Below are 21,571 nucleotides of genomic sequence, written 5' to 3'. Positions count from 1 at the left end.
GCTCAGTCGCCCGACGACAGGCTGTTGGCGAAGGTGGCGCTGGAGGCCGGGGCGGTCGTGGTCATCGGCGCGGCTTGCGGCGTCGCGACGGCGCGGATCTGGCCGTTCGTGGCCTTCACCTTCATGCCCGGCGCCTGGATGCGCTGGACGCCGTTGATGATGACGCGGTCGGTCGGAGCCAGCCCCGAGCGGATCACGCGCAGACCATCGACCAGCGGCCCCAGCTGCACCGCCTTGGGCGCGACCGAACCGTCGGCGGCGACGACATAGACGATGCGCCGGGCCTGATCGGTGGCGATGGCGGCGTCGGGCACCAGCATGGCGTTGTACGTCCCGGCTCCGGCCAGACGGGCCTGACCGAACATGCCGGGCTTGAGGAAGCCGTCGGCGTTGGGGATCACCGCCCGCAGCCGGATCACGCCCGAGGCGGTGTCCACGGCGTTGTCGGTGAAATCGAGCGTGCCCGAGCGGTTGAAGTCGCTCTCGTCCTGCAGCCGCACCTGGATCGGCGCGGCGCCGTTGCGGGCCTGCCGCTGGTATTTCAGCAGCACGGCTTCGGAGCCGTCGAAGACGAAGTGGATCGGCGCGCTGGAGACCACGGTGGTCAGGACATCGGCGGCCGACGATCCGCCGCCGACGAGGTTGCCGGCATCGACGCGGCGGTCCGAGACGCGGCCCGAGATCGGGGCGGTGACGCGTGTGAACTCAAGATCCAGCTGGCGGGCGCGGACATTGGCGTTGGCGGAAGCGATGGCGGCGCGGGCCGTCATCAGATTGGCGCGGCGGGTGTCGACCTCGGCCTGCGAGACGGCCTGCGAGGCCAGCAGGGTTTCCGAACGGGTCAGTTCGCTCTGGGCCAGACTGATCTGCGCCTGCGCCTGCGCCAGCTGGGCGCGGGCCGAGGCAAGGGCCGCCTGCGCCGGGCGCGGATCAAGGGTGAACAGCAGCTGGCCGCGCCGCACATAGTCGCCGTCGCGGAAGTGGACGCCCGAGATGTAGCCGCCGACGCGAGCGCGCACCTCGACCGACTGGGTCGCCTCGAACCGGCCGGTGAATTCATCCCAGTCCTGCACGGCGCGCACGAGCGGCACGGCGACGGTGACGGCGGGCGCGGGCGGCGCCTGGGCTTCGCTTTTCTGTGAGCAGCCATAGAGCACGGTCGTCATAAGGACGGCCGCGGCCACGATCTTCGCGGTTCGCATCGGAAGGTAGATCCCTGTCTTTGTCGACGCGGCGAACGGGGAGGAAGCCGGTAGTCAACGCCCGGTGACTTAATGGTGATCGCGGTTTCGCTTGTCAACGGCGGATGACAAAGCCATATGCATTTTGGGGCTATTGCGGAGATCACGAATTGTTTTGCCACGTCGCGCCCCGGCCCCGGAATGCCGAGGCGACTCGCGCCGCCATACTGACGGCCGCGCTCGAGCGCTTTTCACGTGAAAGCTACGACGACGTGGGCATGCGTGACATCGCCGGGGACGTTGGAGTGGATGCGGCCCTCGTCTCGCGCTACTTCGGCTCGAAGGAAGACCTATTCACCGCGGTTCTGGACAGCTGCTCCAACGGGACCGAGCTCATGGACGGCGACCGCGCAGACTTCGGGCGTCGCGTCGCCCGTGAAGTCATTTTCGAGCGGCGTAACGAAGGCAAGCTCAAGAGCCTGCTGATCATGTTGCGCTCGGTCGGGTCGGCCAAGGCTATGGACCTGGTTCAGAAGAGAGGCAGCGAGAGCTTCTTCGATCCCTTCGCCGCCTGGGTCGGCGGAGAGGACGCCGCGGTTCGGGCGCGCCTCGCCGCGGCGACCATCATGGGCATGGCCGTCAGCCGCGAGATCACCGCCGGCTTCGGGCTGACGCCCGAGGAGTGCGAACGGATGGCGGCGCGAATGGGCGTCATCCTTCAGACCATCATCGACGACTGACCGGCGTCAGCTGCGCTTCTCGAACTTCCGGATCACGCCCGAATAGGTCATCAGGATCCGGTCTCCCGTGGTGATCTGGCCGCGGACGAAGATCAGGCTCTTGCCGGCCCGGACGACCTCGCCCGTCGACTCCACCAGTTCGCCCTCATACGCGCCGTCGATGAAGGTCGAATCCAGCGACACCGTCACCCCGGAGGCGCCCTCCATCTCCTGATAGGCGGTCTGGAACAGCGAGATGTCGGCGAAGGTCATCAGACAGCCGCCATGCATCCGGTGGCCCGCGTTCATATGCTTGGGCTCGGCGCGGAAGGCGCAGCGCATCCGTCCGTCGGGGTCCGGCTTGAAGTAGAACGGCCCCACCACCTGATCGAAGGTGCCGTGCAGATCGTACATCTGCCAGCCGGCGAACTCGCCCTCGGCGACAGTCACTTTCTGAACCATGGACGTCCTCTTTGGCTGCCGCGCGGCGCGCTACTTTAGCCGGGCGCCTTCTTTCTGATCCCGCAATGCACCATACAGGCCTGATGAGCGACCCCATCGAAACCGCCATCTTCGAAAAACTGGCGAAGGCCGACCCCAAGGGCGTCGGCGGCAAGAGCATCGAACCGGCTGACGTAGCCAAGGAACTGCAGCCCGAGCAGTGGCAGCGGATGCTGCCCAAGGTGCGGCACTGCGCGCTGGGCCTGATGCGTCAGGGCAAGCTGACCGTCACCAAGAAGGGCAAGGCGATTGATCCCAACGCCTTCAAGGGCGTGATCCGCCTGCGCCTGCCGACCGAGGCCGAGACCGCGGCGGCGCTGGCGGCCCTGCCGCCCGTCGTCGAGGACGATGACGACTTCGCCTGATCAGTCGGACGGTCTTGAGGCCGTCCTTTCAGACATCCGCGCCTGCCGGGCCTGCCTCGGCCATCTTCCGCATACGCCGCGACCGGTGGTCCGCGTCTTTCCCGAAACGCGGCTGCTGATCTGCGGCCAGGCGCCCGGCCGACGCGTGCACGAGAGCGGTCTGCCGTTCACCGATCCGTCGGGCGACCGGCTGCGCCAGTGGATGGGCGTCGACTACGAGACCTTCTACGCCGACCACCGGCTGGGCGTGGCGGCCCAGGCCTTCTGCTATCCCGGCACGGCCCCGAAGGGCGGCGACTATCCGCCCCCGCGCCGTTGCGCCGAGCTGTGGCGGCCGCAGCTCCTCGCGGAACTGCCGGGCGTCGAGCTGACCCTGCTGGTCGGCGGCTACGCCCAGGTCTGGGCGCTTGGGGACCGTGCGAAGATCAACATGACCGAGACCGTCCGGTCGTGGCGCGACTACGCCCCGTCGATCCTGCCGATGCCGCATCCGTCATGGCGCAATACGGCCTGGCTGCGGAAGAACCCGTGGTTCGAGGAAGAAGTCGTGCCCTACCTGCGCGACCGGGTGCGTGGCATCCTGACACCATGATCCGTGCACTGGCCGTCCTGTCCGTCGTCCTGACCCTCGCGGCCTGCGCCACGCCCGCCATCCAGCCTCACATGACCCCGCCGCCCGGTTTCGCCGGACCCGCGCTTGAGGCCCGCACCCTGCTCATGGACGACGGCGCGCGTCTGCCTCTCGCCCGCTGGACCCCGGACGGCGAGCCATGGGCCGTCATCGTCGGCCTCCACGGCATGAACGACAGCCGCGCCTCCTTCCGCCTCGCCGGACCCTGGTGGGCCGAGCGGGGCATCGAGACCTGGGCGGTCGATCAGCGCGGCTTCGGCGAGGCGCCAGGCCGCGGCGTCTGGGCGGGTGAGGCGCGGATGACCGAAGACCTGCGCACAGCCGTCGCCCTGGCCCGGGCGCGTCACCCGCGCGCGCTGATCGCCGTCGCCGGGGAGAGCATGGGCGGGGCGGTCGCCGTCGCCGCCTTCGGTTCGGACCGCCCGCCGGCCGCGGACCGCGTCATTCTTCTGGCTCCGGCGGTCTGGGGCTGGACGGCGCAGGGGCCTGTCAATTCCGCCGGCCTGTGGGTCGCCGCCCGCGCCATGGGCGACCGGGCCGTCGGCGCGCCCGAATGGGCCGTGAAGGATCTTCCGGCCTCGGATAACCGCGTCGAACTGATCCGCAACGGCCGCGATCCCAACAGCATCCTGCCGACGCGGTTCGACGCCCTCTACGGTCTGGTGGATCTGATGGAGCAGGCCTCGCTGCACATCGGCGACATCCGCGCGCCCACGCTGCTGCTGTACGGCGGCCACGACAACGTGATCCGGAAAGCCCCGATGCGCGCGGCGCTGGCAAGGGCGGGCGAGCGGCCCGGCTTCCGCACGGCCTTCTATCCGGACGGCTGGCACATCCTGAACCGGGACCTGCAGGCCGAGACCGTCTATCGCGACATTGAGGTCTGGCTCAGGGACGCGGCTGCGCCTCTTCCTTCAGGCGCAACCGAAGTGCTGCCGTCTCTTGCGACACGGTGACAACGCCGCCGGCCGCTGATCCGCAGCCGCCTCAGGATCCCCTACTGTCCGGTCTTCTCGCGCAACTGATCTTTCACGGCAGCCGCCTGCTCGGGACTGACCTCTTCGCGCACTTCCGCGCTGCGCCCGTCCTCCGTCTCGACCTTGACGGAAACCTCGTTTCTCGGCTCTCCGCACGATGCGAGGAGCATCCCCGTCGCCAGTGCAAACGCCGCCAACGCAATTCTTCTCATCATCGCCTCCCTCAACCTCAACCAGCCGTGTCGGGGCGCGCGCAGGCTGTCCAGTGAACGATCGGTAAGGCCGGCCGCCCTTCTCCAGTCTCGAAACCGCCATGCTTGCGGTGTTAAGCGCCGGGGCGTAAGCACCCGCCCAACAAAAAAACACCCCGGGAGACGCTCAAGTGAGCATGACGCTGTTTGATTCCCCGTCCTTCGCGAACCACGAAGGCGTTCACGCTGTCTTTGATGAAAAGACCGGCCTGCGCGCGATTATCGCTGTTCACTCGACCGCCCGCGGCCCGGCCGTCGGCGGCACCCGGATGTGGAACTACGCGTCCAGCGCCGAGGCGCTCGAGGATGTCCTGCGCCTGTCGCGCGGCATGAGCTACAAGAACGCCGTCGCGGATCTCGAAATGGGCGGCGGCAAGTCGGTCATCATCGGCGACTCCAAGACCCAGAAAACCCCCGAGCTGTTCCGCGCCTTCGGCCGCGCGGTCGATACGCTGGGCGGCATCTATTACGCGGCGGAAGACGTCGGCGTGTCGGTCGCCGACATCGCCGAAGCCCGCAAGGTCACCCCCTATGTGCTGGGCCTGTCCGACGGTCCGGAAGCCTCGGGCGACCCGTCGCCGGTGACCGCTGAGGGCGTGTTCCGCTCGACCCTGCTGGCCGCCAGACGCCTGTGGAACCAGGACGATCTGACCGGCCTGACCGTGTCGGTCCAGGGCATCGGCCACGTCGGCGGCTATCTGGCCGACAAGCTGTACGCAGCCGGCGCCAAGCTGATCATGACGGACGTCAACACGGCCCTGCTGGCCGAGGTCGCCGCCCGCACCAACGCCGAGATCGTGGCTCCCGACGCCATCTATGACGTCAAGGCCGACATCTATGCGCCCTGCGCCCTCGGCGCGACGCTGAACCCGCAGACCCTCGACCGCCTGACTGTCAAGGCCGTGGTCGGCGCCGCCAACAACCAGCTGGCCACCCCCGACATCGGCCAGACGCTGTTCGAGCGCGGCGTGCTTTACGCCCCCGACTACGTCGTCAACGGCGGCGGCATCATCAACGTCGCCTCGGAACTGCGCGCCCGCCAGACCAACAGCGCCTACGACCCGGCCTGGGTCGAGACCAAGCTGTCGCGCCTGATGGAAACCTTCGAGGAAGTTCTCGATCGTTCGGCTGCCGAAAAGCGCCCGACCCACGAGATCGCCGACGCCATCGCCGAGGCTCGCATCAACGCCGCCCGCGACCAGAAGGCCGAACAGCGCAAGGCGGCGTAATTTCCCGCGAGGGCAGGCGGCCTACGTCCGGAATTGACGTACCGTCGGTCTAGTCTGCGGTGATCGGCGCCGCGGCTGGGCCCGGCGATCGGGCGGATGAGACTCATGAGACTCATGAGACTGTTTTTTTCCTCGATCCCCCGGATTCGCGCCCCGGGGGCATCCGGCCCACTATCGCCGGAACCGCCCTTCTGATTCGGGCCGAGGCGACATGACCGCAATCCCCAGGACCGCACCGCCGGCCAAAGCTTTCGACCCGCTGCTGTTGCTGATGGCGGTCGGGTTTGTCGTGGCTGTCGGCGCGCTCGCCTATCCCGCCTTCCGCTCCGATCCCATGAGCGCGCCGGGGCTGGTGCTGATCTTCACCGTGGGAGCCGTGGCCCTCATCGGCCTGTTCTCCTTCACCCGCGGCGAGTCCCGCCAGCCGATGGGCGACGCCGCCGTCGACCTGCTGGACGCCATGGCCGAGCCCGCCGCCCTGGTCTGGGCGACCGGCCAGGTGCTGGCTTTCAACGGCGCATGGGCCGAGGCCAACGGCGCGACCACCGCCCTGCCCAAGGGCAAGTCCGCCTCCGCCCTCTACATGGCCTTCGCCCAGGCCCGGGCCGGGGAACAGGGCCGCGCCATCGTCGTCATCGGCGAGCGCGAGCAGGAGGTGCTGATCGGCGCCGCCGGCGAGGGCCGGTTCCTCGTCCGCGCCGCGCCCGAGGCCGTCCTGCCCGTGGGCTCCGCGACGACCAGCCGTCCCGCCACGATCTCCAACGCCGTCGAGAGCCGCGCCATGGCCGCCGGCGCCCCCTTCGGCTCGGCCGTCATCGCCGCCGAGGACCTGTTCGCCGGCAAGGTCGAGGAGGCCAACGCCGCCCTGTCGGTCCTGACCGGCCCCGCCGCCGCCCGCGACGCCGCCTTCGGCCATCTGTTCGATCCCGCCCTCGTCACCGAGGCCCGCGCCCGACTGGACGCCGGCTCGTCAGGCCCGATCGAACTGATCGCCCGCGCCTGGCCGGACAAGATGCTGCACCTCTACGTCGCGCCCGAGGGCGACAAGCGGCGCATCTGGCTGTTCGACGTCTCGGCCCAGAAGTCCATGGAGCTGCAGCTGTCGCAGGCCCAGAAGATGCAGGCCGTGGGCCAGCTGGCCGGCGGCGTGGCTCACGACTTCAACAACCTGCTGACCGCCATCCAGCTGCAGCTGTCGGGCCTGCTGGAGCGCCATCCCGTCGGCGATCCCTCCTACGAGGGCCTGAACGAAATTCGCCAGACGGCCATCCGCGCCGCCGATCTGGTGCGCAAGCTGCTGGCTTTCTCTCGCAAGTCGACGGTCCGGCGCGAGCGCCTCGATCTCGGCGAACTGGTCGGCGAGTTCGCTGTCCTGCTGCGCCGCCTGCTGCGCGAGGACGTGCGGCTGGAGACCGACTACGGCCGCGACCTGCCGGTGGTCCTGGCCGACAAGAGCCAGCTCGAGACGGCGGTGATGAACCTGGCCGTCAACGCCCGCGACGCTATGCGCGGCGTGGTCGAACCGGGCGCCGGCGTGGTCATCATCCGCACCGCCCGCCTGAGCGCCGACGAGGCCCGCGCCCTCGGCTGGGTCAACCCCGCGACCGACGCCGTCGCCTTGATCGAGGTGGCCGACAGCGGCCCGGGAGTGCCTCCGGAATTGCTCGACAAGATCTTCGAACCCTTCTTCACCACCAAGGCGGTGAACGAGGGCACGGGCATGGGTCTGGCCACGGTCTACGGCATCGTCGAACAGGCCGGCGGCCACATCAATGTGTCGAACGCGCCCGAGGGCGGCGCCGTCTTCCGCATCTTCCTGCCCGAGGCCGCCGAGGCCGAACTGGCCGAAACCCCGGTGATCGAAAAGGTCGCCAAGGCGCCGCGCGACCTGTCGGGCGCCGGCCGCATCCTGTTCGTCGAGGACGAGGCAGCCGTGCGCCAGCGCGGCTATGAGGTCATCGAGGCCGAGGACGGCGAACAGGCGCTGGAGCTGGCCGAACAGCACGCCGGGACCATCGACATGATGATCTCGGACGTCATCATGCCCGGGCTCGACGGGCCGGCCTTGCTGAAGAAGGCCCGGCCGTTCCTGGGCGACGCGCCCGTGCTGTTCATCTCGGGCTATGCCGAAAGCGACTTCTCCGACCTGCTGCAGGACGAGGTCGGCGTCTCCTTCCTGCCCAAGCCGCTGGACATCAAGACGCTGGCGGAAAGAGTGAAACAGGAACTGCACGCAGGCTGAACCATCCGTAACTTGCCAACCCGGGCGCCCCAAGCGACGGTCCCGCCTCTTTTGTGCGGGGACGACAATGCGACAACTCGGGTTCGGACTGATCGGCGCGGCGATCCTGCTGGCGGCCGGAGCGGCGGCGGCGGATGAGGGCGGGCGATCCCCTGTCCACTACGACCTCAGCTTCGCCAATGCGGTCCACCACGAGGCGCGGATCACCGTCACCTACCGCGACATGGGCCACGCGCCCGTCCGGTTCGAAATGTCCCGCTCATCGCCGGGCCGGTACGCCATCCACGAGTTCGCCAAGAACGTCTATTCGGTCTCCGCCGTCGACGGCGCCGGCCGCCCCCTGACGGTCGATCGGACCGATCCCTACGGCTGGACCGTCGGCGGTCACGACGGGACGGTCAGCCTGACCTACACCCTGTATGCGGACCGGGCGGACGGCACCTATTCCCAGATCGACGCCACCCACGCCCACCTGAACATGCCCGCCACCCTGATGTGGGCGCGCGGTCAGGACGACCGTCCCGCCACCCTGACCTTCCACCCCTTCGACCCTTCATGGAGGGTCGCCTCCCAGCTGCGACCGACAGCCGAGGCCAACACCTTCGCCGCCCCCAACCTCCAGTACCTGATGGACAGCCCGACCGAGCTCAGCGACCACATGGTCCGGGAATGGCAGGTCGACGACGCGGGGACGCCGCGCACCATCCGCATCGCCGTCCACCACGCGGGCACGGCGGCCGAGGCCGACACCTTCGCCGAGAAGGCGCGCAAGGTCGTCGCCCAGCAGATCGCGATCTTCGGCGACGTGCCTGACTACGATTTCGGGACCTACACCTTCCTCGCCGACTACCTGCCCCACGTCAGCGGCGACGGCATGGAGCACCGCAACTCGACCATCATCACTGACACCCGCTCCTTCAAGGATGCCAACTTCGACCAGCTCGGCACCCTGAGCCATGAGTATTTCCATTCGTGGAACGTCGAGCGGATCCGCCCCGACGAGCTCGAACCCTTCGACTTCACCCGCGCCAATCCGACGCCCTCGCTCTGGTTCGCCGAGGGCTTCACCAGCTACTACGGCCCGCTGGCTATCCGCCGCGCGGGCGAGTCGACCGTCGATGGCTTCCTCGAGGAGATGGGCGGCCAGCTCGACTTCATCCTGAACTCGCCGGCGCGTCAGTACGGTTCGCCCCGGGACATGAGCCTGCGCGCGCCCTTCACCGACGCCGCGACCTCCATCGATCCGACCAACCCCAACATCTTCGCCTCCTACTATCCGTACGGCGCGGTCATCGCGATGGCGCTGGACCTGACGCTGCGGGAGCGGTTCGAGGGTCTGACGCTGGACGACTACATGAAGCACATGTGGCGGACCCACGGAGCGAACGAGAAGCCCTATACGCCCGACGACCTGCGTCGCGGTCTGGCCGAGGTCACCCGCGACGCCCGCTTCGCCGACGCCTTCTTCGCCGCCTCGGTGGATGGCAGCGCCCTGCCTGATTTCGCCCCTCTGCTCGCGCGGGCCGGCGTGACCCTGCGCCCCCGAAGCGCGACTGCCGCGTGGGCGGGTCCTGCGCGCCTGCAGGTCGCGGGCGCGGTGGTCAGACTGGCGAGCGCGACGGTTCCCGGAACTCCGCTGTACGTCGCCGGGATCGAGCGCGGCGACCAGATCGTCAGCCTCGGCGGCGCGGCTATCGACAGCCAGGCGGCCTGGGACCGGGCGCTTCAGCAAGGCCGACCCGGCGAGGAAGCCGACATCCGCTTCATCCAGCGCGGCATCGAACGCAGCGCCCGTCTACGGTTCGCCAACGATCCGGCGATCGAGCTTGTCCGCACCGAAACCGCCGGGGGGCAGGTCAGCGCCGACCAACTGGCCCTCCGCGAGGCCTGGCTGGGAGCCGCGACGCAATAGCACCGCCGGCTGACCGCGCCCGCCTTGCCAAGCGGGTCGCGGCGCCGTCCATTACGCCCGCCTCAACCCCCGGAGCCTCGCCATGCTGGATCGCCGCCGCTTCCTCGTCACCGCCGCTCTCGCCTCGGCGCTCGCCGGCGCTGCACAGGCCCGCAGCCAGACCGGAGCTCCCGCGACCGGAGAGGCGGCGAAGTTGGCTGCAGCGCTGGAGCGGATGTTCGCAGAGGTACTGGCCAACTCGCCCTTCCTGGCGACCTACCTCGGCCTCGACAAGGGCGACAATGCTGCGGCCAAGGGCAGGCTGGACATGCAATCGCCCGAGGACCTGGCGCGCAGCGAAGCCATGTACCGGCGCGGCCAGGCCGAGCTGAAAGCCGTCGACCGCAACGCCCTGACCGGCATGGACCGGGTTAATCTGGACGCCGTCCTCTACACCCTCGACACCGCGGTCATGGGGCTGGACCGTTACGCCTTCGGCCAGCGGGGTCAGCCGACGCCGTATCGCGTGACCCAGTTGACCGGCTCGTACCGCGACGTGCCGGACTTCCTCGACACCATGCACACGATCGAGACCGCAGCCGACGCCGAGGCCTATCTGTCGCGTCTCGACGCCTTCGCCACCCTGCTCGATCAGGAAACCGCCCTTACCCAGGCCGACTACGCCCTGGGCGCCGTGCCGCCGGACTTCGTGCTGGAACGCACCCTGGTGCAGATGAACGCCTTCCTCGCCGAGGCCCCCGCCAGCTCGGGCATGGTCACCTCGCTGGTTCGTCGGACGGGCGAGAAGTCGATCGCCGGAGACTGGGCCGCGCGCGCCACCGCCCTTGTCGCCGACAAGGTCCATCCGGCGCTGCGCCGACAGGCGGCGGTGCTTCAGGCGGCTCAGGCCGGTGCGACGCATGACGCCGGCGTGTGGCGTCTGCCCAACGCCGACGGCTACTACGGCTTCGGCATCCGCAACTACACCACCACCGCCCTGACCGGCGACGAGGTGCACGAGCTGGGCCTGACCCAGGTGGCCGACATCAGCGCCCGCGCCGACGCCATCCTGAAGGCGCAGGGACGAACCGAGGGCACGGTCGGGGCCCGTATCGGCGCGCTGGGCAAGGAGGCCCAGTTCGTCTGGCCCAACACGCCGGAGGGCAAAGCAGCCCTGCTGGAGAGCCTGAACGCCCAGACCCGCGCCATGCAGGCCCGTCTGCCGGAGTTCTTCGGCAAGCTGCCGAAGGCCGGGGTGGAAATCCGCGCCGTGCCCGCGGCGATCGAGGCGGGCGCGCCCGGCGGCTACTATCAGGGACCGACGCTCGATGGCTCGCGGCCGGGCGCCTATTACATCAATCTGCGTGACACGGCCGAGTGGCCCAAATGGTCGCTGCCGACCCTGACCTATCACGAGGCGATTCCGGGCCACCACCTGCAGCAGTCGCTGCAGATCGAGGCGCAGGGCATCCCCTTCATCCGCAAGATCCTCGGCTTCTCGGCCTTCTCGGAAGGCTGGGCCCTGTATTCGGAACAGCTGGCCGACGAGATGGGCGTCTATGCGGACGATCCCTGGGGGCAGCTGGGCTATCTGCAGTCGCTGATGTTCCGGGCGGTGCGTCTGGTCGTCGACTCCGGCCTGCACCACAAGCGTTGGACCCGCGAACAGGCCATTCGCTACATGGTCGACACCCTGGGTGATCAGGAATCCAGCGTCACCACCGAGGTCGAGCGCTACTGCGTCTGGCCCGGTCAGGCCTCCAGCTACAAGATCGGCCACACCGAATGGGTGCGGCTGCGCGAGGAGGCCAAGGCGGCTCTGGGCGACCGGTTCGACATCAAGGGCTTCCACGACACGGCCCTGGCGTCGGGCGACATGCCGCTGGAGACGCTGAAGGGCGTGGTCGGCGACTGGGTCGCGAGCCAGCGCCGCTGATCCCGTCGGCCATTCTTCCAGTCAGAGGTTTTTCCATGATCGACCGCCGCCGCCTGCTGCTCTCCACCGCCGGTCTCGGCCTGCTGGCGGTCGCGCCCGCGGCTGCGCAGGCTCCGGCCCTGTCCGAAGCGGATGCCCGGCTGGATGCGATGCTGACGCGCTGGTTCAACGAGAACGTCGACCTGTCGCCGGAGTACGCCACCAATCTGGGCCTCGACCGGGACGCACGGGCGAGCCTGACCGGAAAGCTGCGGCAGGTCGGACTGGCCGACGCGCAGGCGGACCGCGAGCGCGCCCGCGCCCGTTGGGCCGAGATCCAGACCGTGTCGGATGAAGGCCTGTCGGATCAGGCGAAGGTGTCGCTGGCGGTCTACCGCTTCACGGCCGAGGGCGCGGCTCGTGCGGCGGACATTCCGTACGGGAGCGGCATCGGTCCCTACATCGTGACCCAGCGGTCCGGCGCCTATTTCTCCGTGCCGGACTTCATGGCCAACCAGCACAGGGTCGAAACCCCGGCCGACGCCGAAGCCTTCCTGTCGCGCCTGTCGGCCTTCGCGGTCGTGCTGGATCAGGAGAACGAGCGGATCACGGCCGATGCGGCGCTGGGGGTCATGCTGCCGTCGTTCCTGATGGACAAGACGCTGACCCAGCTGCGCACCTTGCGCGACACGGCGCCGGCCGACATGGCGATGGTGCAGGCCCTCGTTCGCAAGACCGGCGAGAAGTCGATCGCCGGCGACTGGGGCGCCCGCGCCGCCGCCATCGTCGAGGCCGAGATCAAGCCGGCGCTTGGGCGCCAGATCGCCGTGTTCGAGGCCCAGCGCCCGAGCGCCACGGAAGACGCCGGCGCCTGGAAACTGCCGCAGGGCGACAAGACCTACGCCCTGGCCCTGCGCGCCTACACGACTACCGACTACAGCCCGCAGGACGTCCATGACATCGGCGTCCGGCAGGTGGCGGAGATCCAGGCCGAGATCGACACGATCCTGAAGGGCATGGGCATGGCCGACGGGACCGTAGGCCAGCGGATCAAGGCGTTGAGCGAGGACCCGCAATACCTCTGGCCCAACACCGACGAGGCCAAGGTCGAGCTGATCGGTTCGTTAAACCGCCAGATGGACGAGCTGAGGCCGCTGCTGCCCCGGGTGTTCAACACCCTGCCGGGCGCGGCGGTGGAAATCCGCCGTGTGCCGCCGGCGATCGAGCTCGGCGCGCCGGGCGGCTACTACCAGGCGGCGTCGCTGGATGGCTCGCGGCCGGGCGCCTACTACATCAACCTGTCGAACACGGCGAACTGGCCCAAGTGGGGGCTGCCGACCCTGACCTATCACGAGGCCAGTCCGGGCCACCATTTCCAGGTCACCGTGGCGCGCGAGGCGGGCAGCCTGCCCATCTATCGCCGGGTCGCCGGCAACTCCGCCTATAACGAGGGCTGGGCGCTTTACGCCGAGCGCGTGGCGGCCGACGATCTGAATGTTTATGCGGAGAACCCGCTGGGGCGGGTCGGATACCTGCAATCCTACCTGTTCCGCGCGGTCAGACTGGTCGTGGATACCGGCCTGCATCACAAGCGCTGGAGCCGTGATCAGGCCATCCGCTACATGATCGAGGAGTGCGGCGAGCCGCCGGAGTCGGCCGAGAAGGAGATCGACCGCTACTGCGTCTCCATCGGTCAGGCCTGTTCCTACAAGCTGGGGCAGACGGTCATCGCGCGGCTGCGGGCCGAGGCGGAGGCGCGTCCGGGCTTCGACCTGAAGACCTTCCACGACCGGGTGCTGCTGAACGGCTCTGTGCCCCTGGCGGTGCTGGAAGGGCTGATGCGGGCCTAGGGGCCCTCAGCGACCGATTGCCGGGCCTCGACGATCATCGGATCGGCGTCGGTCTGCGCGACCAGCCAGTCCCGGAAGCGGGCGATCTTGGGCGATCGCCGGCGGCCTTCGGGCCAGACCAGATAGTAGCCGGTGTGGAATGACACCGACTGGGCGAACGGTCGGACCAGCAGGCCGTTACGCAGCTCGCGCGCGAACAGGATGGGCGAGGCCAGGGCGACGCCCTGATCGCCCAGCGCCGCCGCGACCTCGAGCACCTGATAGTCGGCCGTCAGGCGGGTCATGGGCTGGGCCCCGCCGCTGACGCCGGCCGCGGCGAACCATGCCGCCCACTCCTTCTCCATGCCGATGCGCGGCGCGTGAAGCAGGTCAGCCGGCTCCTTCAGCCCGAGCCGCTCGGCCATGGCCGGGCTGCAGACGGGCGTGAAGACGCTGGGCATCAGCAGCTGGCTTTCCATCCCCGGCCAGTCGCCGTGTCCAGAGCGGATGCCCACGTCGAAGCCGTCGCGCGACAGGTCCAGCAGGACGGGATTGGTGTCGAGCCGCACGGCCAGTCCGGGGTTGGCGACCTGGAAGGCGCCCAGCCGCGGGGCCAGCCACTGGGCGGCGAGGGAGGCGAGGGTGGTGATGGAGAGGATGTGCTCGTCGGCCTCGGTCAGATCGCTGACGGCGCGGCGCAGCAGGGTCATGGCCTCGGTCGCGGCGCGTGAGAGGCGCTCACCGCCCTCGGTCGGCTGGACCTCGCGCGGCAGGCGGCGGAACAGGCTCTGGCCCAGCCGGCCCTCCAGCGCCTTGATCTGCCAGCTGACAGCGGCCTGGGTCATGCCCAGCTCCTCGGCGGCGCGGGTGAAGCTCTTCAGGCGGGCGGCCGCCTCGAACACGCGGATCGAGGCGAGGGGAATGCCGGCGAGGGGATCGGCCATAAGCGAACCTTATGTGAGGCGACCACAATCTGGTTTGTACGGCGCCGCTGTCAAGTCCATCTTGGTCATATCAGCAAAGCAAGGCCAGAGGAGGCCACGATGGAAGAAGTGCATCACACCCATAAGGAGCCTGCATGGGGCTGGCTCACGGTCCTGCAGGACTGGCGCCGCAGCCGAACCCGCCAACGCCTGCGCACGCCGGACCGCATCATCACGCCCTGGAGCCGCTGAGGCCCTTATCCCCATCCGGTCTGCCGCAGGCGAAATTCCCTTCTCCCCATGCATGACCGTCGGCCCTTCTGAAGGGTCGGGGCCCGGATCCCGGAGTCTCCTGCTCCCGGGGTTCGGGCCGAGCCGTGTCCGGCGCTGAACCTTTCCCAGCCTTGTCAGGCAGACGCCGCCGCGCGAGGGTGCGCCCCTCATTGGGGAACACACATGCTCAGCCGCCGCCGCCTGTTGACGTCCGCCGCTGGCGGCATGGGGCTTCTGGCCCTTCCCGCCGTAGCCCGCGCCGGTGTTCCCATGTGGCAGGGCGAGGCGAAGGCCCAGGCCCGCGCCCTGTATGACGTCATCTTCGAGGGCACGCTGAAGGCTTCGCCGATCGGGGCAACGGGCCTCGGGCTGGATGTCGGGCCTCGCGCGGCGCTGAAATCCCGTCTCGACAGCCGCAGCTACGAAGACCGGCTGAACCTCTTCAAGCCGATGGTGGAGGCCCGCCCGGCGCTGGCAGCCATCGACGCTTCGGGCCTGAGCGGCCGGGACCGGTCGGACTTCGACACCGTGGTCTGGATGGCGGACCGGTCGGCGGAGATCGCGGCCTTCCCGTTCGGCGGCGTGGACAGCTACGGCTATCCCTGCCCCTATGTGATCACCCAGCTGACCGGCCTGTATCAGGCCGTGCCGGACTTCCTCGACAGCCAGCATACGGTCGCATCGGCGGCCGACGCCGAGGCCTATCTTTCGCGGCTGGAGAGTTTCGCCGAGGGCCTCAATCACGAGACGGCGCGGTCCGCCTCGGACGCGGCGGAGCACGGGATCGTCCCGCCCGACTTCGTGATCAACAAGGCGCTGACCCAGCTTCGCGCCCTGCGCCGCGAGACGGGGGAGGAGGCCGGTCTGGTGCGGTCGCTCGTGCGCAAGACAACCGAGGCGGGGATCGCCGGCGACTGGGGCCGACGGGCGGCGGCTCTGGTGGACGGGCCGGTCGCGGCGGCGCTGGACGCCCAGATCGCGCAGATGGAGCGCCACCTTCCGAACGCGTCGCATGACGCCGGGATCGGCCAGCGCCCGAACGGCGAGGCCTATTACAACCTCTGTCTCCGGTTCCAGACATCGACGGGCATGAGCCCGCGAGAGGCGCATCAGGTCGGGCTGGATCAGGTGGCGCAGATCGAGGCTCTGGCCGATCCGCTGCTGCGCCAGCGTGGTTACACCGAGGGCTCGGTCGGGGCGCGGCTGACGGCCTTTGGCCGGCAGCCCGAGTACCTCTATCCGAACACGGACGATGGCCGGGCCGCGATGCTGGCGGACCTGAACCGGCAGGTGGCCGCCATCGAGGCGCGCCTGCCCGACGTGTTCGAGCGCCTGCCGCGTGCGCGGGTGGAGGTGCGACGGGTGCCGCCGGCCATCGAACTGGGGGCGCCGCGCGGCTACGCCCAGAGCCCGTCGCTGGATGGGTCGCGGCCGGGCGCCTACTACATTAATCTGGTCGATACCGGGATCTGGCCGCGCTGGGCGCTGCCGACCCTCACCTATCACGAGAGCCTGCCGGGCCATCACCTTCAGGGCGCCTTGGCGCTGGAGGCGACAGATACGCCGATGCTGCACAAGTCGATGGGCTTCAACGCCTATGGCGAGGGCTGGGGTCTGTACGCCGAACAGCTGGCGGACGAACTGGGCATGTACGACGACTTCACCGAGGGGAAGCTGGGCTACCACCAGTCGTTCCTGTACCGCGCGGCGCGGATCGTGATCGACACCGGCATCCACGCCCTCGGCTGGAGCCGCGAGCGCGCCATCGCCTATATGATCGACACGGTCGGCCTGGCCCCCGGCGCGGCCGAGAGCGAGATCGAGCGGTACTGCGTCTGGCCAGGTCAGGCCTGCGGCTACAAGATCGGCCATACCGAGATCGACCGCCTGAGGACCGTCGCCCGCCAGAAGACCGGCGACCGGTTCGACATCAAGAGCTTCCACTCGGCGGTGCTGGACGGCGGGGCCATGCCGCTGGAGGTGCTGGGCCGGGTGGTCGACCAGTGGACGGCGGCGCGGCTGGCCTGACCCGGTGGGCGTGAGCGAAAAAACAGTCTCATGAGTCTCATGAGTCTCATCTGGCGGCGGCGCGCTTCGTTGAATTCGATTGTCAAAGACCAGACCCTTCGGGTTCGGTCAGTCAATCATACGGCTACGTCAGAATTGGACGCAGGCCGTACGCGCCGCTGCTATTCCCGCACGGTCCAGCCGTCGGCTTCGCGCAGGCAGTTGTGGATGGCGGTGGCGGCGACGGCGGCCTCGGCGCCGGCGACGGCGATCTGGTTGAGACCGCGAACCACGTCGCCCGCGGCGTAAAGGCCCTTCACGCTGGTCTGCTGATGGGCGTCGACGAACAGGCGGCCGTCCTCGCCCACCCGCGCGTCCAGCCCGCCGGCGAGGTCCGCATTGGGCGAGGTGCCGAGGGCCGAATAGACGAGATCGAAGCTGCGGAAGGTCCCGCCCCAGCTGAGGGCGGTGACGCGGTCGCCTTCCAGCTGGACGTTGTCGATCGGGGCGCGGATCAGCTCGATCCCCATCCGCGCCATTTCCCCATGCTCGGTCAGGGCGTCGGCGGGGCCGATGTGGATCAGGGTGACGCGGTCGGAATAGGTGCGCAGGAAGGCGGCCTCGCGCACCCCCTTGTCGTCGTCGCCTATGACCGCCACCGCCTTGTCGATGGCCTCATAGCCGTCGCAGATCGGGCAGATGCGGACCAGCGCGCGTTCGATGGCGCGTTCGACGCCGGGCAGGTCAGGGTGGTGGTCGATCACGCCGGTGGCCAGCAGTACGGCGCGGACGCGCAGGTCGCGGCCGTTCAGCCGGGCGACGAAGCCGTCGCTGTCGCGGGTCAGGCTTTCGACCTGGCCGCCCTCGATGACCGCGCCGTATTCCGTCGCCTGTTCTGTCATCCGTTTCAGGATGGCGTCGCCGGTGATGCCGCTGGGGAAGCCCGGCATGTTGTGGCTGAGCGGGATCCAGCAGGCGCGCGGCGCCCCGCCGTCGGCGACCAGGACGCGCCGCCGGAACCGCGCCAGATAGGTGGCTGCGGTCAGGCCGGCCGGCCCGGCGCCGATGATCAGGACTTCGGGGCCGGCGTCGCTCATCGCGTGCGCCGGGTGGTCGGCCAGACGTCCGCGGGAATGCCTTCGCAATCCTCCATCTCCGCCTCCCGGGTCAGGACGAAGGCGCGACCGGTCCAGGTCCAGGTGGAGGCAATGCCGCAGTCGCCGAGGCCGCGTCCCTTGGAGAAGGCCTCGATCGTGCGGGTGTCGGGATCGTAGCCGCCGTTGACCGTGCCGTTGGGAGTCTCGCTGTCCCCGACGGTCAGGGCCGCGCCACGGGGGTCGCGTCCGCCCGGTCCGGTGACGTACCAGTCATGGCCCATGTTGTAGGCCCCCGAGAAGCAGGGCACCGCCCACAGCTCGGTCGAGGCGTCGAGCCGCGCCGACATGACGGCCTTCGAGATGTCCGCGTTGAAGCTGGTCTCGGCCCGGCAGGCCTTGACCGCAGGCAGGGCCTCGAGCGCGGCCGGCAGGGTCTGGCCCCCATCGCCGAAGCCGGTCTGGCTGACGGCCGGTGCGGCGACAACGACGGGGAGGGCGGGGGCCGCAGGCACGGTGGAGGCGAGGCGGTCGCCCTTGCGGATCAGGGCGGTGGTCGTGCCCAGCCGTCCCTGCTGTTCGTCGATCCACAGCAGGGCGGCGGATGCGCCGGAGGCGGGGATTTCGCCCTCGAGCTCAGGCGCGACCAGCTTGATTTCGGTGGCCGCCGCGAGCCGGGCGAGGGTGGAAGGAACGTCGGCGGCGGGAACGCGGAAGCCGGCCTCGCCTTCGGTCGGGGCGGTCAGGGTCTGGGCCCGGCCGTCGATCACCAGCCGGATCGGGACCCCGCTGATCGCGGACAGGTCCATGAGGATTTCCGGCCGTGCGTCCGGTCCCGCGTCAAGGCGAACCGCCAGCCAGCCCCCCGTGCCCGTGCCGCTGTACGTCATGCAGCGCTTGCCGTTGTCGCAGACGGCCTTCCAGTCGCGGAACGTCCGGCGCGCAGACGACGCGCCGCCTTCGTTGCCCGTTGCTTCGGCGGCGGCCGCCGGCGCAGGCTGGGCGGGGACGGCGTCAGCGCCGTCCGGACCGCAGCTCGCCAGCAGAAGGCAGGCGGCCCCTGTGTGGATGATCTTCATGTCGTTCCCCCGGGGCCGTTCAGGCCTTGCGCAGTTCCGACGGCCTGTGCGCGGCGCGCGCGCCGGTCTTGCCGCTTTCGACAATGTACTCCGGATTGTCGGGTGACGCCGCCACCTTGTGTCCCTTGATCTTCATCGGGCTGGTGACCTTGCGGATGACCTTGCCTGTGGTCTCACCCTGGCTGTGATCCCAGCTGACCTTGTCCCCGGCTTTCAGACTCTTCGGCATCGCGTGCGGTCCCTGGCTTCTGCTCGACATCAGCGAGCACGCGCCGCATCAGTTCCTTGTCGATCAGGATCGGCATTTCGCAGAAGGCGATGATCCAGCGCTGGACCAGATTTCGTGTCTCGGCATCCATCAGACGTCTCCCGGCAGGAAGGCGCCCTTCCAGGACGGGAAACCGTCATTTCTCGATCTGGTTCAGCTTGGCCGTGGAAGAGTTTTCGACCGCAGGGTTAACCCGGCGGGGCCTCGCCCTTTGCGCCCGCCCGCGCGCCCCGCTATACCGCGCGCCTCACTCCCCATTCCCAGTCAGAGGCGAACACCGCATGGCCAAGATCAAGGTCGCCAACCCCATCGTGGACATCGACGGCGACGAGATGACCCGGATCATCTGGCAGATGATCAAGGACAAGCTGGTCTCGACCTCGGCATGGAGAACCGCGACGCCACCGACGATCAGGTGACGATCGATGCGGCCAGGGCCATCCAGAAGCACGGCGTGGGCGTGAAATGCGCCACCATCACCCCCGACGAGGCGCGGGTGAAGGAGTTCGGCCTGAAGAAGATGTGGAAGTCGCCGAACGGCACGATCCGCAACATCCTGGGCGGCGTGGTCTTCCGCGAGCCGATCATCTGCTCGAACGTGCCACGTCTGGTGCCGGGCTGGACCCAGCCGATCGTCGTCGGCCGTCACGCCTTCGGCGACCAGTACAAGGCCACCGACTTCCTTATCCCCGGTCCGGGCAAGCTGACGATCAAGTTCGTGGGCAACGACGGGCAGGAGATCGAGCACGAGGTGTTCGACTTCCCCTCGGCCGGCATCGCCATGGGCATGTACAACCTCGATGACTCGATCACCGAGTTCGCCCGCGCCAGCTTCGCCTTCGGTCTGGGCCGCAACTTCCCGGTCTATCTGTCGACCAAGAACACGATCCTGAAGGCCTACGACGGCCGCTTCAAGGACATCTTCCAGAAGGTGTTCGACGAGGAATTCGCCGCCGACTTCAAGGCCAAGGGCCTGACCTATGAGCACCGCCTGATCGACGACATGGTGGCCGCGGCCATCAAGTGGTCGGGCGGCTTCGTCTGGGCGTGCAAGAACTACGACGGCGACGTGCAGTCCGACGTGGTGGCGCAGGGCTTCGGGAGTCGGAAGCCGCCCACGGCACCGTCACCCGCCACTACCGCCAGCACCAGAAGGGCGAGGCGACGTCGACCAACTCGATCGCCTCGATCTACGCCTGGACGCGCGGCTTCTCGCACCGCGCCAAGCTGGACGGCAATGCCGAGCTGGAGCGCTTCGCCGACACGCTGGAGCGCGTCGTCGTCGAGACGGTCGAGGCCGGCTACATGACCAAGGATCTGGCGCTGCTGGTCGGCGATCAGCAGGGCTGGCTGACCACCGAGGGCTTCCTCGACAAGGTGGCCGAGAACCTGACCGAGGCGATGAAGGCTTCCTAGAAGGGCGCTGTCGATCGCGACGCGGTCGCTCGCTGCGTGAGCGCGGACTGTGTCAGACCAACCGAGGGCTCGCCGGACTCGCGTCCGGCGAGCCTTTCGTTTGAGCCCGAACGGCGTTCGTGCATTGTTGAAGCTGGACGTCGGGGACCCACCATGAAGTTTGTCGGCAGGCTCATCGTCATTCTCATCGCCACGGCGGTGGTGTGTTTCTTCGCGGCGCCCGGCGTGGCCTTCTTCGCCCTGCGCTCGGCGGCGGAGACCAATGACGCCTCCGGGCTGGCGCGGCTGATCGACTACGCCGCCGTACGCCAGTCGCTGCGGCCGCAGCTGGACGGCAACCCCGCCGCCGTTGCTCCGGCTCCATCCTTCCTTGAAGATCCTATCGGCGCCGTTCGCCGCCAGATCGAGGCGGCGGCCGCGCCCCAGGCGCCGGACGTGGAGGTCTATCTGACACCCGCAGCCCTCGCGGCCCTGACGCGCGGCGAGGGGCGGTACGCCTCGCAGCGCACGGGCGGCCCGCTGCCTTCGCCGGATGAAACGACCACCGGCGGGCCGATGCCGCGACCGGTCTACTGGGGCATGAACCGCGCGCGGATGAGCGTCACCGACGAGGGCGGGTCGGCGACCATCTTCACCTTCGAGCGCAAGGGGCCTTTCGAGTGGAAGCTGGTTCACATCGGCCTGCCCGAGGGCGTCGCGCCCGCGCCGACGAATGAACCTCTCATGCTCCGCCACAGCGGCGGCAAGGGCGGCTGATCGCGGGCTGGCGCCGCCGGCCGA

The 21,571-nt window shown here is 69.0% G+C and carries 20 protein-coding genes and 1 pseudogene; 13 read left to right on the top strand and 8 right to left on the bottom strand.

What is annotated here, in order from left to right; all coding sequences use genetic code 11:
• Window positions 1-2 precede the first annotated feature (2 nt).
• Window positions 3-1,202, bottom strand: coding sequence for an efflux RND transporter periplasmic adaptor subunit (locus ASD25_RS15110; RefSeq protein ID WP_056618344.1), 1,200 nt, complete (start codon window positions 1,200-1,202; stop codon window positions 3-5).
• A gap of 104 nt (window positions 1,203-1,306) precedes the next feature.
• Between ASD25_RS15110 and ASD25_RS15105 the strand changes: the two genes are divergently transcribed.
• Window positions 1,307-1,921, top strand: a complete 615-nt coding sequence (locus ASD25_RS15105) for a TetR/AcrR family transcriptional regulator (protein WP_082572432.1) — start codon at window positions 1,307-1,309, stop codon at window positions 1,919-1,921.
• A gap of 6 nt (window positions 1,922-1,927) precedes the next feature.
• Here ASD25_RS15105 and ASD25_RS15100 read toward each other — a convergent pair whose 3' ends face one another.
• Complete coding sequence (locus ASD25_RS15100) at window positions 1,928-2,362, bottom strand: PaaI family thioesterase (protein WP_056618341.1); 435 nt, start codon at window positions 2,360-2,362, stop codon at window positions 1,928-1,930.
• Window positions 2,363-2,445: 83 nt separating this feature from the next.
• On the opposite strand from ASD25_RS15100, the gene ASD25_RS15095 reads away from it, so the two are divergent.
• From ASD25_RS15095 to ASD25_RS15085, 3 genes are read left to right on the top strand one after another with little or no spacing between them, the layout of a single operon-like run.
• Entirely contained in the window at window positions 2,446-2,766 is a 321-nt protein-coding gene (locus ASD25_RS15095) for a DUF3253 domain-containing protein (protein ID WP_056619181.1), read from the top strand.
• Window positions 2,750-3,358, top strand: coding sequence for a uracil-DNA glycosylase family protein (locus tag ASD25_RS15090; RefSeq protein ID WP_056618338.1), 609 nt, complete (start codon window positions 2,750-2,752; stop codon window positions 3,356-3,358). The genes ASD25_RS15095 and ASD25_RS15090 overlap by 17 nt, the downstream gene beginning before the upstream one ends.
• Entirely contained in the window at window positions 3,355-4,353 is a 999-nt protein-coding gene (locus ASD25_RS15085; protein ID WP_056618337.1) for an alpha/beta fold hydrolase, read from the top strand. Before ASD25_RS15090 ends, ASD25_RS15085 begins: the two co-directional genes overlap by 4 nt.
• Before the next feature lie 41 nt (window positions 4,354-4,394).
• On the opposite strand, the gene ASD25_RS15080 is transcribed toward ASD25_RS15085, so the two are convergent.
• A complete protein-coding gene (locus tag ASD25_RS15080; RefSeq protein WP_156389331.1) occupies window positions 4,395-4,586 on the bottom strand; it encodes a hypothetical protein in 192 nt (63 codons plus the stop codon).
• A 176-nt stretch (window positions 4,587-4,762) separates the two neighbouring features.
• On the opposite strand from ASD25_RS15080, the gene ASD25_RS15075 reads away from it, so the two are divergent.
• The 5 genes from ASD25_RS15075 to ASD25_RS15055 all read left to right on the top strand — a co-directional run bounded on the left by ASD25_RS15075 (window position 4,763) and on the right by ASD25_RS15055 (window position 13,752).
• Entirely contained in the window at window positions 4,763-5,854 is a 1,092-nt protein-coding gene (locus tag ASD25_RS15075; RefSeq protein ID WP_056618334.1) for a Glu/Leu/Phe/Val dehydrogenase, read from the top strand.
• Between the two features lie 211 nt (window positions 5,855-6,065).
• Entirely contained in the window at window positions 6,066-8,096 is a 2,031-nt protein-coding gene (gene cckA, locus ASD25_RS15070) for a cell cycle histidine kinase CckA (protein WP_056618333.1), read from the top strand.
• A gap of 67 nt (window positions 8,097-8,163) precedes the next feature.
• The gene (locus ASD25_RS15065) at window positions 8,164-10,008 is read left to right on the top strand and encodes a M61 family metallopeptidase (protein WP_056618331.1); all 1,845 of its coding nucleotides are present in this window, start codon (window positions 8,164-8,166) and stop codon (window positions 10,006-10,008) included.
• 82 nt (window positions 10,009-10,090) lie between these two features.
• Window positions 10,091-11,923, top strand: coding sequence for a DUF885 family protein (locus ASD25_RS15060; RefSeq protein WP_056618328.1), 1,833 nt, complete (start codon window positions 10,091-10,093; stop codon window positions 11,921-11,923).
• A gap of 35 nt (window positions 11,924-11,958) precedes the next feature.
• A complete protein-coding gene (locus tag ASD25_RS15055; RefSeq protein ID WP_056618326.1) occupies window positions 11,959-13,752 on the top strand; it encodes a DUF885 family protein in 1,794 nt (597 codons plus the stop codon).
• On the opposite strand, the gene ASD25_RS15050 is transcribed toward ASD25_RS15055, so the two are convergent.
• Window positions 13,749-14,675, bottom strand: coding sequence for a LysR substrate-binding domain-containing protein (locus ASD25_RS15050; protein WP_056618325.1), 927 nt, complete (start codon window positions 14,673-14,675; stop codon window positions 13,749-13,751). The genes ASD25_RS15055 and ASD25_RS15050 overlap by 4 nt on opposite strands.
• Window positions 14,676-14,774: 99 nt before the next feature.
• Here ASD25_RS15050 and ASD25_RS32835 point away from each other — a divergent pair, with 99 nt between their 5' ends.
• Window positions 14,775-14,906, top strand: a complete 132-nt coding sequence (locus tag ASD25_RS32835; protein ID WP_255356164.1) for a hypothetical protein — start codon at window positions 14,775-14,777, stop codon at window positions 14,904-14,906.
• Between the two features lie 204 nt (window positions 14,907-15,110).
• A complete protein-coding gene (locus ASD25_RS15045; protein WP_056618324.1) occupies window positions 15,111-16,955 on the top strand; it encodes a DUF885 family protein in 1,845 nt (614 codons plus the stop codon).
• A 161-nt stretch (window positions 16,956-17,116) separates the two neighbouring features.
• On the opposite strand, the gene ASD25_RS15040 is transcribed toward ASD25_RS15045, so the two are convergent.
• Genes ASD25_RS15040 through ASD25_RS30510 form a run of 4 tightly spaced genes read right to left on the bottom strand, consistent with a single transcriptional unit; the run spans window position 17,117 to window position 19,466 of the window.
• Window positions 17,117-18,031: an NAD(P)/FAD-dependent oxidoreductase gene (locus tag ASD25_RS15040; RefSeq protein WP_056618323.1), complete on the bottom strand. Its 915-nt coding sequence runs from the start codon at window positions 18,029-18,031 to the stop codon at window positions 17,117-17,119.
• Window positions 18,028-19,107, bottom strand: coding sequence for a DUF1176 domain-containing protein (locus ASD25_RS15035; protein WP_056618320.1), 1,080 nt, complete (start codon window positions 19,105-19,107; stop codon window positions 18,028-18,030). Before ASD25_RS15035 ends, ASD25_RS15040 begins: the two co-directional genes overlap by 4 nt.
• Window positions 19,108-19,126: 19 nt before the next feature.
• Entirely contained in the window at window positions 19,127-19,336 is a 210-nt protein-coding gene (locus ASD25_RS15030; RefSeq protein WP_056618318.1) for a DUF2945 domain-containing protein, read from the bottom strand.
• Entirely contained in the window at window positions 19,281-19,466 is a 186-nt protein-coding gene (locus tag ASD25_RS30510) for a hypothetical protein (RefSeq protein ID WP_156389330.1), read from the bottom strand. Before ASD25_RS30510 ends, ASD25_RS15030 begins: the two co-directional genes overlap by 56 nt.
• A gap of 190 nt (window positions 19,467-19,656) precedes the next feature.
• Here ASD25_RS30510 and ASD25_RS15025 point away from each other — a divergent pair.
• Together ASD25_RS15025 and ASD25_RS15020 are read left to right on the top strand one after the other, a co-directional pair.
• Window positions 19,657-20,791: pseudogene (locus tag ASD25_RS15025) on the top strand (NADP-dependent isocitrate dehydrogenase).
• A 153-nt stretch (window positions 20,792-20,944) separates the two neighbouring features.
• Complete coding sequence (locus tag ASD25_RS15020) at window positions 20,945-21,547, top strand: DUF2939 domain-containing protein (RefSeq protein ID WP_056618317.1); 603 nt, start codon at window positions 20,945-20,947, stop codon at window positions 21,545-21,547.
• Window positions 21,548-21,571 lie beyond the last annotated feature (24 nt).

The sequence above is a fragment of the Brevundimonas sp. Root1423 genome (assembly GCF_001426805.1).
Note: the sequence above shows the minus strand (reverse complement) of the source record. Positions and strands in the feature narration are given on the sequence as shown.